9 protein-coding genes, 2 tRNA genes and 2 rRNA genes are annotated in these 13,567 nt (G+C 54.7%); 12 read left to right on the top strand and 1 reads right to left on the bottom strand.

The genetic code is table 11. From position 1 onward, the window contains the following. The first annotated feature begins 13 nt into the window (after nucleotides 1-13). Together ACYZUC_RS24845 and ACYZUC_RS24850 are read left to right on the top strand one after the other, a co-directional pair. Entirely contained in the window at nucleotides 14-748 is a 735-nt protein-coding gene (locus ACYZUC_RS24845; protein ID WP_461991007.1) for a tetratricopeptide repeat protein, read from the top strand. Further along, nucleotides 748-1,083, top strand: coding sequence for a YqcC family protein (locus ACYZUC_RS24850; protein ID WP_461991009.1), 336 nt, complete (start codon nucleotides 748-750; stop codon nucleotides 1,081-1,083). Before ACYZUC_RS24845 ends, ACYZUC_RS24850 begins: the two co-directional genes overlap by 1 nt. Before the next feature lie 122 nt (nucleotides 1,084-1,205). On the opposite strand, the gene ACYZUC_RS24855 is transcribed toward ACYZUC_RS24850, so the two are convergent. After that, nucleotides 1,206-1,625 carry a DUF4124 domain-containing protein gene (locus ACYZUC_RS24855; RefSeq protein WP_461991010.1) on the bottom strand — a complete coding sequence of 140 codons (420 nt, stop codon included), beginning with the start codon at nucleotides 1,623-1,625 and terminating at the stop codon, nucleotides 1,206-1,208. 400 nt (nucleotides 1,626-2,025) lie between these two features. Here ACYZUC_RS24855 and ACYZUC_RS24860 point away from each other — a divergent pair, with 400 nt between their 5' ends. From ACYZUC_RS24860 to ACYZUC_RS24905, 10 genes are all read left to right on the top strand, one after another. Further along, nucleotides 2,026-3,750: an acetolactate synthase 3 large subunit gene (locus ACYZUC_RS24860; protein ID WP_008033158.1), complete on the top strand. Its 1,725-nt coding sequence runs from the start codon at nucleotides 2,026-2,028 to the stop codon at nucleotides 3,748-3,750. Between the two features lie 2 nt (nucleotides 3,751-3,752). After that, nucleotides 3,753-4,244: an acetolactate synthase small subunit gene (gene ilvN, locus ACYZUC_RS24865; protein ID WP_003205610.1), complete on the top strand. Its 492-nt coding sequence runs from the start codon at nucleotides 3,753-3,755 to the stop codon at nucleotides 4,242-4,244. 48 nt (nucleotides 4,245-4,292) lie between these two features. Beyond that, complete coding sequence (gene ilvC, locus ACYZUC_RS24870; protein ID WP_007948647.1) at nucleotides 4,293-5,309, top strand: ketol-acid reductoisomerase; 1,017 nt, start codon at nucleotides 4,293-4,295, stop codon at nucleotides 5,307-5,309. A gap of 144 nt (nucleotides 5,310-5,453) precedes the next feature. Then, nucleotides 5,454-6,308: a CDP-diacylglycerol--serine O-phosphatidyltransferase gene (gene pssA, locus ACYZUC_RS24875; protein WP_008033154.1), complete on the top strand. Its 855-nt coding sequence runs from the start codon at nucleotides 5,454-5,456 to the stop codon at nucleotides 6,306-6,308. A 58-nt stretch (nucleotides 6,309-6,366) separates the two neighbouring features. After that, nucleotides 6,367-7,380, top strand: coding sequence for a protein-methionine-sulfoxide reductase catalytic subunit MsrP (gene msrP, locus ACYZUC_RS24880; protein WP_461991014.1), 1,014 nt, complete (start codon nucleotides 6,367-6,369; stop codon nucleotides 7,378-7,380). Continuing rightward, on the top strand, nucleotides 7,380-8,000 hold the full coding sequence (msrQ, locus tag ACYZUC_RS24885) for a protein-methionine-sulfoxide reductase heme-binding subunit MsrQ (protein WP_461991016.1): 621 nt from the start codon (nucleotides 7,380-7,382) through the stop codon (nucleotides 7,998-8,000). The genes msrP and msrQ overlap by 1 nt, the downstream gene beginning before the upstream one ends. A 544-nt stretch (nucleotides 8,001-8,544) precedes the next feature. After that, a 16S ribosomal RNA gene (locus tag ACYZUC_RS24890) occupies nucleotides 8,545-10,081 on the top strand. Between the two features lie 82 nt (nucleotides 10,082-10,163). Then, nucleotides 10,164-10,240 (top strand) — tRNA-Ile (locus ACYZUC_RS24895). A 28-nt stretch (nucleotides 10,241-10,268) separates the two neighbouring features. Next, nucleotides 10,269-10,344 (top strand) — tRNA-Ala (locus ACYZUC_RS24900). Nucleotides 10,345-10,580: 236 nt separating this feature from the next. Then, a 23S ribosomal RNA gene (locus ACYZUC_RS24905) occupies nucleotides 10,581-13,472 on the top strand. The 16S and 23S rRNA genes sit together here with 2 tRNA genes alongside, the layout of an rRNA operon. The last annotated feature ends 95 nt before the right edge of the window (nucleotides 13,473-13,567 follow it).

Consider the following 13,567-nt stretch of genomic DNA (forward strand, 5'->3'; position numbering starts at 1 on the left):
AAGAGGGTTTCAAGTGAATAAGTGGTTGATTCCAGCGGTTGCCGCCGTGGCTTTGCTCAGCGGTTGCTCCAGCGTACAACGTGGTTCGATTCCGGTTGTGGATTCCGGCAGTGCCGTTTCCAACAGTGAACGTGTTTCGGCCAATGGCGGTTTTCGTCAAACGACGGTTAAACGTCCTGTGCAATCCCAGACCCAGGCGATCCCGCAAGGTGACACCGGCGTCGTGGTGATGGTGCCGGGTGGCGGTGCAGTTGCATCGGCACCGATCAGCACTTCGCCGATTACGCCAGGCCCGATCACTTCGGGTCCGATCGACACTTCGCCAGTCCAGTCGGCCCCGATCAATCAAGGCAGCTACAGCATGCCATCGACACCGAGCGGAATTCCTTCGTCGAGCGCCGGTGGCCTGTCAGCCGATGAACAACTGGACGGTCCGGTATTGGCGCTGCTGACCACTGCTCAGCAGCAACAGGCTAGCGGTGACCTCAACGGTGCTTCTTCCAGTCTGGAGCGCGCCCAGCGTGTTGCGCCGCGTGAACCACAAGTGCTTTATCGTCTGGCGCAGGTTCGCATGGCTCAAGGTGATGCAGCACAGGCCGAGCAGTTCGCTCGTCGTGGTCTGACCTTCGCCAATGGGCGTCCGGCACTTCAGGCCAGTCTGTGGGAATTGATCGGTCAGGCACGTGAGAAACAGGGTGATTCCGCTGGCGCTACACTGGCCCGTCAGAAGGCCAAGGTTTCGCTGTGATGGACGCACGCTTTCCGAAAATTGCCGAGCAGCTGCTGTTGATCGAGCGCGAGTTGCGGGTTCAGGGGTGGTGGGACGAGGTCTCGCCATCGGTTGAAGCGCTGTCCAGTGTCGAGCCGTTCTCGGTCGATACGCTGGATTTCGAGCAGTGGCTGCAATGGATCTTCCTGCCGCGCATGAAAGTGATCCTCGAGCAGGATTTACCGCTGCCCAATGCCTCGGGCATTCAGGAGATGGCGGAAATGGTCTTCGCCAGCCGCAATGTCCAGGGCAAGGATCGGCAGTTGCAGGTTCTGCTCAAAGAGTTCGACCAACTGATCACCGCTTCCCGCTGACCTCGATCCCCTGTAGGAGCAGAGCTTGCTCGCGAAGGCGGCGTTACATTCAACATATCTTTTGAATGTAACGCCGCCTTCGTCGCAACGCCGCCCGGAGTAAGCTCTGTTACTACAAGTATCTACTGGCAGTTCTCTGTGATCTGTCGCTGCGCTTCGGTGATGCGCTCCTGACGTTGCTCGTCGGTCAGGCGCCGCATCTCACCCTCGACATCCTCCCGTATCCGCGGATTGTTCTGCAGTTGAGCCAGGTTCGTCCGCGCCTGCTCGCAGAATACCTTTAGCTGGGCTTGCTGCTCGGCGACCTGTTTTTTAACGGTCTTATCGATGGCCTGTTGATCGCCAATGGCGTTACTGCGAGGCAGCGTAGCCGGCTTGCTCGCAGAGGAGGGCGTGACCACGGTCGTGGCTTGCCGGCCCTGGGGTGGTTGCGCGTCGAAGTGGGTAACGCCTTGTTCATCGACCCACGTGTAAATCTGAGCGGCCATGCACAAAGGGCTGATGCTGATCAGCAGGCTGGCGGTCAGGAAAAACGTTCGCATGCCATTTCCTTGTATTGGGTTGCGCAATTGAAGCTAACACAGTTGCTGTTTAGCGGTTTTTTCTTGCTTTCTCATGTGCTTACTTCAATAAAGCACATTGACGACTTGACTTGCAGGGGACGAAACAGAAGAATCCAAAGTCCGCTGTAGAGGGACTGCCAGAAGCAGACCCACTCGGCAGATCATGAGGCGCACATCCGCGCCGACCTGTTACACCCGCAACGCGTTACCTCGCGCTGGGTGGGAAAGCCCCGCAACACTTGGGACGATCCCAATACTTGCTCAGTCAGTGCTGACGTAGTCGGCGACCACCGTCGCTCATGCTCTGCCGAGAAGTAAACCTATTAAGACCCGTCCTCTTGTATGTGGGCGGTATTCTGGCGTTTTAGAGGTGAACAACGTGGAGCTTTTATCTGGCGGTGAGATGCTCGTCCGCTTTTTGCGTGACGAAGGCGTCAAGTACATCTACGGGTACCCGGGTGGTGCTCTTCTTCATGTCTACGATGCCCTGTTCAAAGAACCGGAAGTGACCCACATCCTGGTTCGTCACGAGCAGGCTGCGACCCATATGGCTGACGGCTATGCCCGTGCCACCGGTAAAGCCGGTGTGGTACTGGTGACCTCCGGCCCGGGCGCAACCAACGCCATTACCGGTATTGCCACGGCCTACATGGACTCCATTCCGATGGTGGTCATTTCCGGCCAGGTGCCTAGCAACATGGTTGGCACCGATGCGTTCCAGGAAACCGACATGATCGGTATCTCCCGGCCGATCGTGAAGCACAGCTTCATGATCAAGCACGCGTCGGAAATCCCGGAAGTCATGAAGAAAGCGTTCTACCTGGCGCAATCCGGTCGTCCTGGTCCGGTCGTTGTCGATATCCCGAAAGACATGACCAACCCGGCCGAGAAGTTCGAATACATCTTCCCGAAAAAAGCCAAGCTGCGTTCCTACAGCCCGGCCGTTCGCGGTCACTCCGGACAAATCCGCAAGGCAGCCGAAATGCTCCTGGCGGCCAAGCGCCCTGTGATGTACGCAGGCGGCGGTGTGATTCTCGGTGGTGGCTCCGCGCCGCTGACCGAGTTGGCGAAGATGCTCAACCTGCCAGTGACCAATACCCTGATGGGTCTGGGTGCCTACCCTGGCACCGACCGTCAGTTCATCGGCATGCTGGGCATGCACGGCAGCTACACCGCCAACCTGGCGATGCACCATGCTGACGTGATCCTCGCAGTCGGCGCACGCTTCGACGATCGTGTCATCAACGGCGCGTCGAAGTTCTGCCCGAATGCCAAGATCATTCACATCGACATCGACCCGGCTTCGATCTCCAAGACCATCAAGGCCGACGTGCCGATCGTTGGTCCGGTCGAGAGCGTCCTGACCGAAATGGTCGCGATCCTCAAGGAAATCGGCGAGACCCCGAACAAGGAGTCCGTTGCCAGTTGGTGGAAGCAAGTTGATGAGTGGCGCGGTGATCGCGGCCTGTTCCCTTACGACAAGGGCGACGGCAGTGTCATCAAGCCGCAGACCGTGATCGAAACCCTGTGCGAAGTGACCAAGGGCGATGCCTTTGTTGCCTCCGACGTGGGTCAGCACCAAATGTTCGCGGCGCAGTACTACAAGTTCAACAAGCCGAACCGCTGGATCAACTCCGGTGGCCTCGGCACCATGGGCTTCGGTTTCCCGGCGGCCATGGGTATCAAGTTGAGCTTTCCGGATGCCGACGTCGCCTGCGTAACGGGCGAGGGCAGTATCCAGATGAACATTCAGGAACTGTCCACCTGTCTGCAATATGGTTTGCCGGTCAAAATCGTCATCCTGAACAACGGCGTTCTGGGTATGGTTCGTCAGTGGCAGGACATGAGCTACGGTAGCCGTCACTCGCACTCCTACATGGAATCGTTGCCTGACTTCGTCAAGCTGGCAGAGGCGTATGGCCATGTCGGCGTGCGCATCACCGACTCGAAAGATTTGAAGTCGAAGATGGAAGAAGCATTCGCCATGAAGGATCGCCTGGTGGTCATCGATATTGCGGTCGACACCAGCGAGCACGTCTACCCGATGCAGATCAAAGACGGCTCCATGCGCGATATGTGGCTGAGCAAGACGGAGCGTACTTAATCATGCGGCACATTATTTCCTTGCTTCTGGAAAACGAACCCGGTGCTCTGTCGCGTGTAGTCGGCCTGTTCTCGCAGCGCAACTACAACATCGAAAGCCTGACCGTGGCACCAACCGAAGACCCGACTTTGTCGCGTCTGACGCTGACCACCGTTGGTCACGATGAGATCATCGAGCAGATCACCAAGAACCTGAACAAGCTGATCGAAGTGGTCAAACTGGTCGACCTGTCGGAAAGTGCTCACATCGAGCGCGAACTGATGCTGGTCAAGGTCAAGGCCACCGGCGCCCAGCGCGCCGAGATCAAGCGCACCACCGATATTTACCGTGGGCAGATCGTCGATGTCAGCGCTAGCGTGTATACCGTTCAATTGACCGGTACCAGCGACAAGCTCGACAGCTTCATTCAGTCCATCGGCACCGCGTCGATCCTGGAAACCGTCCGCAGCGGCGTAACCGGTATTGCTCGCGGCGACAAAGTACTCAGCATCTAAACCAAATTAGCGAATGGCCTGAACGGCCTGGATATATAGGGGAATTTCATGAAAGTTTATTACGAAAAAGACTGCGACCTGTCGATCATCCAGGGCAAGAAAGTTGCCATCATCGGTTACGGTTCCCAAGGCCACGCTCAAGCGTGCAACCTGAAAGACTCCGGCGTTGACGTCACTGTTGGCCTGCGTAAAGGTTCGGCGACTGTTGCCAAGGCCGAAGCTCACGGCCTGAAAGTGACCGACGTTGCTTCCGCTGTTGCGGCTGCCGACCTGGTCATGATCCTGACCCCGGACGAGTTCCAGTCTGCCCTGTACAAAAACGAAATCGAGCCGAACATCAAGAAAGGCGCCACCCTGGCCTTCTCCCACGGCTTCGCGATCCACTACAACCAGGTTGTTCCGCGCGCTGACCTCGACGTGATCATGATCGCGCCGAAAGCACCGGGCCACACCGTGCGCTCCGAGTTCGTCAAAGGCGGCGGTATCCCTGACCTGATCGCTATCTATCAGGATGCTTCCGGCAACGCCAAAAACGTTGCACTGTCCTACGCTGCCGGCGTTGGTGGCGGTCGTACCGGTATCATCGAAACCACTTTCAAGGACGAGACCGAAACCGACCTGTTCGGCGAACAAGCCGTTCTGTGTGGTGGTACCGTTGAACTGGTCAAAGCCGGTTTCGAAACCCTGGTTGAAGCTGGCTACGCGCCAGAAATGGCCTACTTCGAATGCCTGCACGAACTGAAACTGATCGTTGACCTCATGTACGAAGGCGGTATCGCCAACATGAACTACTCGATCTCCAACAACGCTGAATACGGCGAGTACGTGACTGGTCCGGAAGTGATCAACGCCGAATCCCGTCAGGCCATGCGCAACGCCCTGAAACGTATTCAGGACGGCGAATACGCCAAGATGTTCATCAGCGAAGGCGCAACCGGCTATCCTTCGATGACCGCCAAGCGTCGTAACAACGCCGCTCACGGTATCGAAATCATCGGCGAGCAACTGCGCTCCATGATGCCGTGGATCGGTGCCAACAAGATCGTCGACAAAGCCAAAAACTAAGTCGCGCACTTGTACGGAAAACGCGGCCTAGGCCGCGTTTTTTCGTTTAGGGGGCCGGTTCTGGTATAAAGCTGCATCGTTTGTGGTCGAACCGTCGTCCCAGACACCTGTCGAAACTTTCCACCCCGTTGCAAGGTAATGTCCATGAGCGAACGTCCCGAAGAGCCAAACCAGGCTTCTGACGCCGAAAGCCTGCTGCCCATCGATGAACACGTCGAAGAAGGGCATGACGCTGAAGGCCGTAAAGTCCGGCATCGTGGTATCTATCTTCTGCCGAATCTGTTCACCACTGCGAACCTGTTCGCAGGGTTCTACTCCATCATCAATTCAATGAGTGCCCAGAGTGCCTTGAGTGCAGGTGATGCGATTGGCGCGAGCAAGTATTTTGCGTTTGCCGCGATCGCCATTTTTGTCGCCATGGTGCTCGACGGTCTCGACGGCCGCGTTGCCCGTATGACCAACACCCAGAGTGCCTTCGGTGCCGAGTACGACTCGCTGTCCGATATGGTCGCCTTTGGTGTCGCGCCGGCGCTGCTGGCATTTGGCTGGGCCTTGGGTGATATGGGCAAGGTCGGCTGGATGGTCGCCTTCATTTATGTCGCTGGCGCTGCGTTGCGCCTGGCACGCTTCAACACCCAGGTGGGCACCGCCGACAAACGCTACTTCATCGGCCTGGCCAGTCCGGCTGCGGCGGGTGTGGTTGCGGGTATTGTCTGGGCGTTCAGCGATTACGGGATTCAGGGTTCCAAGATGTCTTTCCTGGTGGCGCTGATGGTTGCAGCTGCCGGCATGCTGATGGTCAGCAACATCAAGTACAACAGCTTCAAGGAGCTGGACCTGAAAGGGCGTGTACCTTTCGTGGCGATCCTGGCTGTGGTGTTGGTGTTTGCCGTCGTGTTCAGTGATCCGCCGCGCATCCTGCTGCTGGTTTTCCTCGCCTATGCAGCGTCTGGCCCGGTTCAATACCTGTTACGTCTTCGTCGGCACAAAAGCGTGTAATTTCCCTCATACTCCGCAGTCTATTGGTGCATCTGTCCTCCAATGCTGCGGAGTTGCCATGCTGATCAAAGTCCCCAAGTCATCCGACTGCCATGAGTCGGATGTCACGCCTGAATCCCTCTATCTATCTCGTCGTAATGTCTTGGGCGCCGCCGTTGCCGGCTTGGCTGTGAGCAGCTTGCCGCGTTGGGCCGGTGCTGAAGATGCCGCGCGATACGCGGATGTCGAGGCGGGCAACGCGCCATCCTGGTTTGCCGAAAAACTCCCTTCTACCAAGTGGGGGGTGGTCACCGTCAAGGATGAAGCGATCACGCCGTTTAAGGACGCGACCCACTACAACAACTTCTATGAGTTCGGTACCGACAAGGGTGATCCGGCCGCCAACGCCGGTTCTCTGAAAACCGAACCGTGGAGCGTGGTGGTGGACGGGGAGGTGACGAAGCCGGGGCGATATGCGCTGGAGGACTTCATGAAGCCTTATCAGCTGGAGGAGCGTATCTATCGCCTTCGCTGTGTAGAGGCCTGGTCGATGGTCATTCCATGGATCGGATTTCCCATCTCTGCGTTGCTCAATGTTGTTGAGCCAACCTCCAAGGCAAAATTCATTCGCTTCGAAACACTGCAGGATCCTAAGACCATGCCAGGGCAGCGTTCTGGTTTTGCCTTGATCGACTGGCCTTATGTCGAAGGGCTGCGTCTGGACGAGGCGATGAATCCGTTGGCGATTCTTGCATTGGGCATGTACGGGCGTGAGCTGCCTAACCAGAACGGCGCACCTCTGCGCCTGGTGGTGCCGTGGAAGTACGGCTTCAAGAGCATCAAATCCATCGTGCGGATCAGTCTGGTCAGCGAGCAACCGAAAACCACTTGGCAAAGCATTGCTGCGGATGAGTACGGTTTCTATGCCAACGTGAATCCTACAGTCGATCATCCGCGCTGGACGCAGGCTCGGGAGCGTCGTTTGCCAAGCGGTCTGTTCAAGCCCAATGTGCGTGACACGCAGATGTTCAACGGCTACTCGGACGAAGTTGCTTCTCTATATACAGGGCTCGATCTGCGGAAGAACTACTGATGCGATATCCGTTCTGGCGAGTGAGTGTCTTCATCGCTGCTGCGGTGTGGCCGCTGCTTTGGCTGTATCAGGCTTGGGCGGATGTGCTGGGGCCGGATCCAGGCAAGGTGCTGGTTGATCGGTTGGGGTTGGGGACGCTTGTACTGCTGCTTATTACTTTGAGCTTCACGCCGTTGCTGAAGCTCACCGGTTGGGCGGGGTGGATTGCTGTCCGACGGCAGCTGGGTTTGTGGTGCTTCGCTTACGTAGTACTTCATCTGAGTGGCTATATAGCGTTCATTCTTGGCTTTGATTGGTCGCAGCTGGGTGTCGAGTTGCGCAAGCGGCCGTACATTATTGTCGGTGTGCTGGGGTTCCTTTGTTTGCTGGCGTTGGCGATAACCTCCAACCGCTACAGTCAGCGTCGGTTGGGGGCTGGCTGGAAGAAGCTGCATCGACTGGCTTATGGTGTTCTCGGTCTTGGCTTGCTGCATATGTTGTGGATCGTGCGTGCTGATCTGAAGGAGTGGGCGGTCTATGCCTCTATAGGCGCACTGCTATTGGTGTTGCGGTTACCGCCTGTCGCTCGTCGAATTCCGCGTTTAATAGCTAAAAAGACACCTTCTGCAAGAAAAGCATAATTAGGGGTTGACGGCAGATTCTGGAAGTCTATAATTCGCCCCACTTCCGGCGCAGTCGAAACGGAAAACTCCTTGGTAAACAAAGAGTTACGCAGTTTTCGGCAGCGAGTTGCTTCAGGTCATCGAAGCCCAGAAGGAGTTGGTCAAGCGGTGTTGTGTGGCTTGATTGACGGTTCGATCTTCTCGGTCGAAAGCGGAGAAAAAGAGGTGTTGACAGCAGCGAGTAACGCTGTAGAATTCGCCTCCCGCTAACGAGAGATCGGAAGCGCAAGTGGTTGAAGTTGCAAAGGAAACTTTGAAAACTTCTGAAAATAACCGCTTGACAGATACAGAGGACGCTGTAGAATGCGCGCCTCGGTTGAGACGAAAGATCTTAACCAACCGCTCTTTAACAACTGAATCAAGCAATTCGTGTGGGTGCTTGTGGGGTCAGACTGATAGTCAACAAGATTATCAGCATCACAAGTTACTCCGCGAGAAATCAAAGATGTAACCAACGATTGCTGAGCCAAGTTTAGGGTTTCTTAAAAACCCAAAGATGTTTGAACTGAAGAGTTTGATCATGGCTCAGATTGAACGCTGGCGGCAGGCCTAACACATGCAAGTCGAGCGGTAGAGAGAAGCTTGCTTCTCTTGAGAGCGGCGGACGGGTGAGTAATGCCTAGGAATCTGCCTGGTAGTGGGGGATAACGCTCGGAAACGGACGCTAATACCGCATACGTCCTACGGGAGAAAGCAGGGGACCTTCGGGCCTTGCGCTATCAGATGAGCCTAGGTCGGATTAGCTAGTTGGTGAGGTAATGGCTCACCAAGGCGACGATCCGTAACTGGTCTGAGAGGATGATCAGTCACACTGGAACTGAGACACGGTCCAGACTCCTACGGGAGGCAGCAGTGGGGAATATTGGACAATGGGCGAAAGCCTGATCCAGCCATGCCGCGTGTGTGAAGAAGGTCTTCGGATTGTAAAGCACTTTAAGTTGGGAGGAAGGGCAGTAAATTAATACTTTGCTGTTTTGACGTTACCGACAGAATAAGCACCGGCTAACTCTGTGCCAGCAGCCGCGGTAATACAGAGGGTGCAAGCGTTAATCGGAATTACTGGGCGTAAAGCGCGCGTAGGTGGTTTGTTAAGTTGGATGTGAAATCCCCGGGCTCAACCTGGGAACTGCATTCAAAACTGACAAGCTAGAGTATGGTAGAGGGTGGTGGAATTTCCTGTGTAGCGGTGAAATGCGTAGATATAGGAAGGAACACCAGTGGCGAAGGCGACCACCTGGACTGATACTGACACTGAGGTGCGAAAGCGTGGGGAGCAAACAGGATTAGATACCCTGGTAGTCCACGCCGTAAACGATGTCAACTAGCCGTTGGGAGCCTTGAGCTCTTAGTGGCGCAGCTAACGCATTAAGTTGACCGCCTGGGGAGTACGGCCGCAAGGTTAAAACTCAAATGAATTGACGGGGGCCCGCACAAGCGGTGGAGCATGTGGTTTAATTCGAAGCAACGCGAAGAACCTTACCAGGCCTTGACATCCAATGAACTTTCCAGAGATGGATTGGTGCCTTCGGGAACATTGAGACAGGTGCTGCATGGCTGTCGTCAGCTCGTGTCGTGAGATGTTGGGTTAAGTCCCGTAACGAGCGCAACCCTTGTCCTTAGTTACCAGCACGTAATGGTGGGCACTCTAAGGAGACTGCCGGTGACAAACCGGAGGAAGGTGGGGATGACGTCAAGTCATCATGGCCCTTACGGCCTGGGCTACACACGTGCTACAATGGTCGGTACAGAGGGTTGCCAAGCCGCGAGGTGGAGCTAATCCCATAAAACCGATCGTAGTCCGGATCGCAGTCTGCAACTCGACTGCGTGAAGTCGGAATCGCTAGTAATCGCGAATCAGAATGTCGCGGTGAATACGTTCCCGGGCCTTGTACACACCGCCCGTCACACCATGGGAGTGGGTTGCACCAGAAGTAGCTAGTCTAACCTTCGGGAGGACGGTTACCACGGTGTGATTCATGACTGGGGTGAAGTCGTAACAAGGTAGCCGTAGGGGAACCTGCGGCTGGATCACCTCCTTAATCGACGACATCAGCTGCTCCATAAGTTCCCACACGAATTGCTTGATTCATTGAAGAAGACGATAAGAAGCAGCCCGAAATTGGGTCTGTAGCTCAGTTGGTTAGAGCGCACCCCTGATAAGGGTGAGGTCGGCAGTTCGAATCTGCCCAGACCCACCAATTTTTGTGTGGGATCCTGTAGCAATACGGGGCCATAGCTCAGCTGGGAGAGCGCCTGCCTTGCACGCAGGAGGTCAACGGTTCGATCCCGTTTGGCTCCACCACTACTGCTTCTGATTGTATAAAGCTTAGAAATGAGCATTCCATCGTGATGGTGGTGAATGTTGATTTCTAGTCTTTGGCTAGATCGTTCTTTAAAAATTTGGGTATGTGATAGAAAGATAGACTGGATAGCACTTTCACTGGTGTTTATTCAGGCTAAGGTAAAATTTGTGAGTTTAATCGCGAATTTTCGGCGAATGTCGTCTTCACAGTATAACCAGATTGCTTGGGGTTATATGGTCAAGTGAAGAAGCGCATACGGTGGATGCCTTGGCAGTCAGAGGCGATGAAAGACGTGGTAGCCTGCGAAAAGCTTCGGGGAGTCGGCAAACAGACTTTGATCCGGAGATGTCTGAATGGGGGAACCCACCTAACATAAGTTAGGTATCTTAAGCTGAATACATAGGCTTAAGAAGCGAACCAGGGGAACTGAAACATCTAAGTACCCTGAGGAAAAGAAATCAACCGAGATTCCCTTAGTAGTGGCGAGCGAACGGGGACTAGCCCTTAAGTGGCTTTGAGATTAGCGGAACGCTCTGGAAAGTGCGGCCATAGTGGGTGATAGCCCTGTACGCGAAAATCTCTTAGTCATGAAATCGAGTAGGACGGAGCACGAGAAACTTTGTCTGAATATGGGGGGACCATCCTCCAAGGCTAAATACTACTGACTGACCGATAGTGAACTAGTACCGTGAGGGAAAGGCGAAAAGAACCCCGGAGAGGGGAGTGAAATAGATCCTGAAACCGTATGCGTACAAGCAGTGGGAGCCCACTTTGTTGGGTGACTGCGTACCTTTTGTATAATGGGTCAGCGACTTATTTTCAGTGGCGAGCTTAACCGAATAGGGGAGGCGTAGCGAAAGCGAGTCTTAATAGGGCGTCTAGTCGCTGGGAATAGACCCGAAACCGGGCGATCTATCCATGGGCAGGTTGAAGGTTGGGTAACACTAACTGGAGGACCGAACCGACTACCGTTGAAAAGTTAGCGGATGACCTGTGGATCGGAGTGAAAGGCTAATCAAGCTCGGAGATAGCTGGTTCTCCTCGAAAGCTATTTAGGTAGCGCCTCATGTATCACTGTAGGGGGTAGAGCACTGTTTCGGCTAGGGGGTCATCCCGACTTACCAAACCGATGCAAACTCCGAATACCTACAAGTGCCGAGCATGGGAGACACACGGCGGGTGCTAACGTCCGTCGTGAAAAGGGAAACAACCCAGACCGTCAGCTAAGGTCCCAAAGTTATGGTTAAGTGGGAAACGATGTGGGAAGGCTTAGACAGCTAGGAGGTTGGCTTAGAAGCAGCCACCCTTTAAAGAAAGCGTAATAGCTCACTAGTCGAGTCGGCCTGCGCGGAAGATGTAACGGGGCTCAAACCATACACCGAAGCTACGGGTATCACTTAGGTGATGCGGTAGAGGAGCGTTCTGTAAGCCTGTGAAGGTGAGTTGAGAAGCTTGCTGGAGGTATCAGAAGTGCGAATGCTGACATGAGTAACGACAATGGGTGTGAAAAACACCCACGCCGAAAGACCAAGGTTTCCTGCGCAACGTTAATCGACGCAGGGTTAGTCGGTCCCTAAGGCGAGGCTGAAAAGCGTAGTCGATGGAAAACAGGTTAATATTCCTGTACTTCTGGTTATTGCGATGGAGGGACGGAGAAGGCTAGGCCAGCTTGGCGTTGGTTGTCCAAGTTTAAGGTGGTAGGCTGGAATCTTAGGTAAATCCGGGATTCTAAGGCCGAGAGCTGATGACGAGTGTTCTTTTAGAACACGAAGTGGTTGATGCCATGCTTCCAAGAAAAGCTTCTAAGCTTCAGGTAACCAGGAACCGTACCCCAAACCGACACAGGTGGTTGGGTAGAGAATACCAAGGCGCTTGAGAGAACTCGGGTGAAGGAACTAGGCAAAATGGCACCGTAACTTCGGGAGAAGGTGCGCCGGTGAGGGTGAAGGACTTGCTCCGTAAGCTCATGCCGGTCGAAGATACCAGGCCGCTGCGACTGTTTATTAAAAACACAGCACTCTGCAAACACGAAAGTGGACGTATAGGGTGTGACGCCTGCCCGGTGCCGGAAGGTTAATTGATGGGGTTAGCTAACGCGAAGCTCTTGATCGAAGCCCCGGTAAACGGCGGCCGTAACTATAACGGTCCTAAGGTAGCGAAATTCCTTGTCGGGTAAGTTCCGACCTGCACGAATGGCGTAACGATGGCGGCGCTGTCTCCACCCGAGACTCAGTGAAATTGAAATCGCTGTGAAGATGCAGTGTATCCGCGGCTAGACGGAAAGACCCCGTGAACCTTTACTATAGCTTTGCACTGGACTTTGAATTTGCTTGTGTAGGATAGGTGGGAGGCTTTGAAGCGTGGACGCCAGTTCGCGTGGAGCCAACCTTGAAATACCACCCTGGCAACTTTGAGGTTCTAACTCAGGTCCGTTATCCGGATCGAGGACAGTGTATGGTGGGTAGTTTGACTGGGGCGGTCTCCTCCTAAAGAGTAACGGAGGAGTACGAAGGTGCGCTCAGACCGGTCGGAAATCGGTCGTAGAGTATAAAGGCAAAAGCGCGCTTGACTGCGAGACAGACACGTCGAGCAGGTACGAAAGTAGGTCTTAGTGATCCGGTGGTTCTGTATGGAAGGGCCATCGCTCAACGGATAAAAGGTACTCCGGGGATAACAGGCTGATACCGCCCAAGAGTTCATATCGACGGCGGTGTTTGGCACCTCGATGTCGGCTCATCACATCCTGGGGCTGAAGCCGGTCCCAAGGGTATGGCTGTTCGCCATTTAAAGTGGTACGCGAGCTGGGTTTAGAACGTCGTGAGACAGTTCGGTCCCTATCTGCCGTGGACGTTTGAGATTTGAGAGGGGCTGCTCCTAGTACGAGAGGACCGGAGTGGACGAACCTCTGGTGTTCCGGTTGTCACGCCAGTGGCATTGCCGGGTAGCTATGTTCGGAATAGATAACCGCTGAAAGCATCTAAGCGGGAAACTAGCCTCAAGATGAGATCTCACTGGGACCTTGAGTCCCCTGAAGGGCCGTCGAAGACTACGACGTTGATAGGTTGGGTGTGTAAGCGCTGTGAGGCGTTGAGCTAACCAATACTAATTGCCCGTGAGGCTTGACCATATAACACCCAAGCAATTTGACTACTCGAAAGAGCATCAGATTGCGGTGTGTGAAGACGCAATGAACCGAAAGTTCGAGAGCAACACACAAACTAT

The organism is Pseudomonas sp. GT1P32 (assembly GCF_054897805.1).

Coding starts and splice junctions, on each gene's coding strand:
- msrP (WP_461991014.1), top strand. CDS start 6,367: ATGCTGATCAAAGTCCCCAAGTCATCCGACTGCCATGAGTCGGATGTC.
- msrQ (WP_461991016.1), top strand. CDS start 7,380: ATGCGATATCCGTTCTGGCGAGTGAGTGTCTTCATCGCTGCTGCGGTG.
- ACYZUC_RS24855 (WP_461991010.1), bottom strand. CDS start 1,625: ATGCGAACGTTTTTCCTGACCGCCAGCCTGCTGATCAGCATCAGCCCT.
- ilvC (WP_007948647.1), top strand. CDS start 4,293: ATGAAAGTTTATTACGAAAAAGACTGCGACCTGTCGATCATCCAGGGC.
- ilvN (WP_003205610.1), top strand. CDS start 3,753: ATGCGGCACATTATTTCCTTGCTTCTGGAAAACGAACCCGGTGCTCTG.
- ACYZUC_RS24850 (WP_461991009.1), top strand. CDS start 748: ATGGACGCACGCTTTCCGAAAATTGCCGAGCAGCTGCTGTTGATCGAG.
- pssA (WP_008033154.1), top strand. CDS start 5,454: ATGAGCGAACGTCCCGAAGAGCCAAACCAGGCTTCTGACGCCGAAAGC.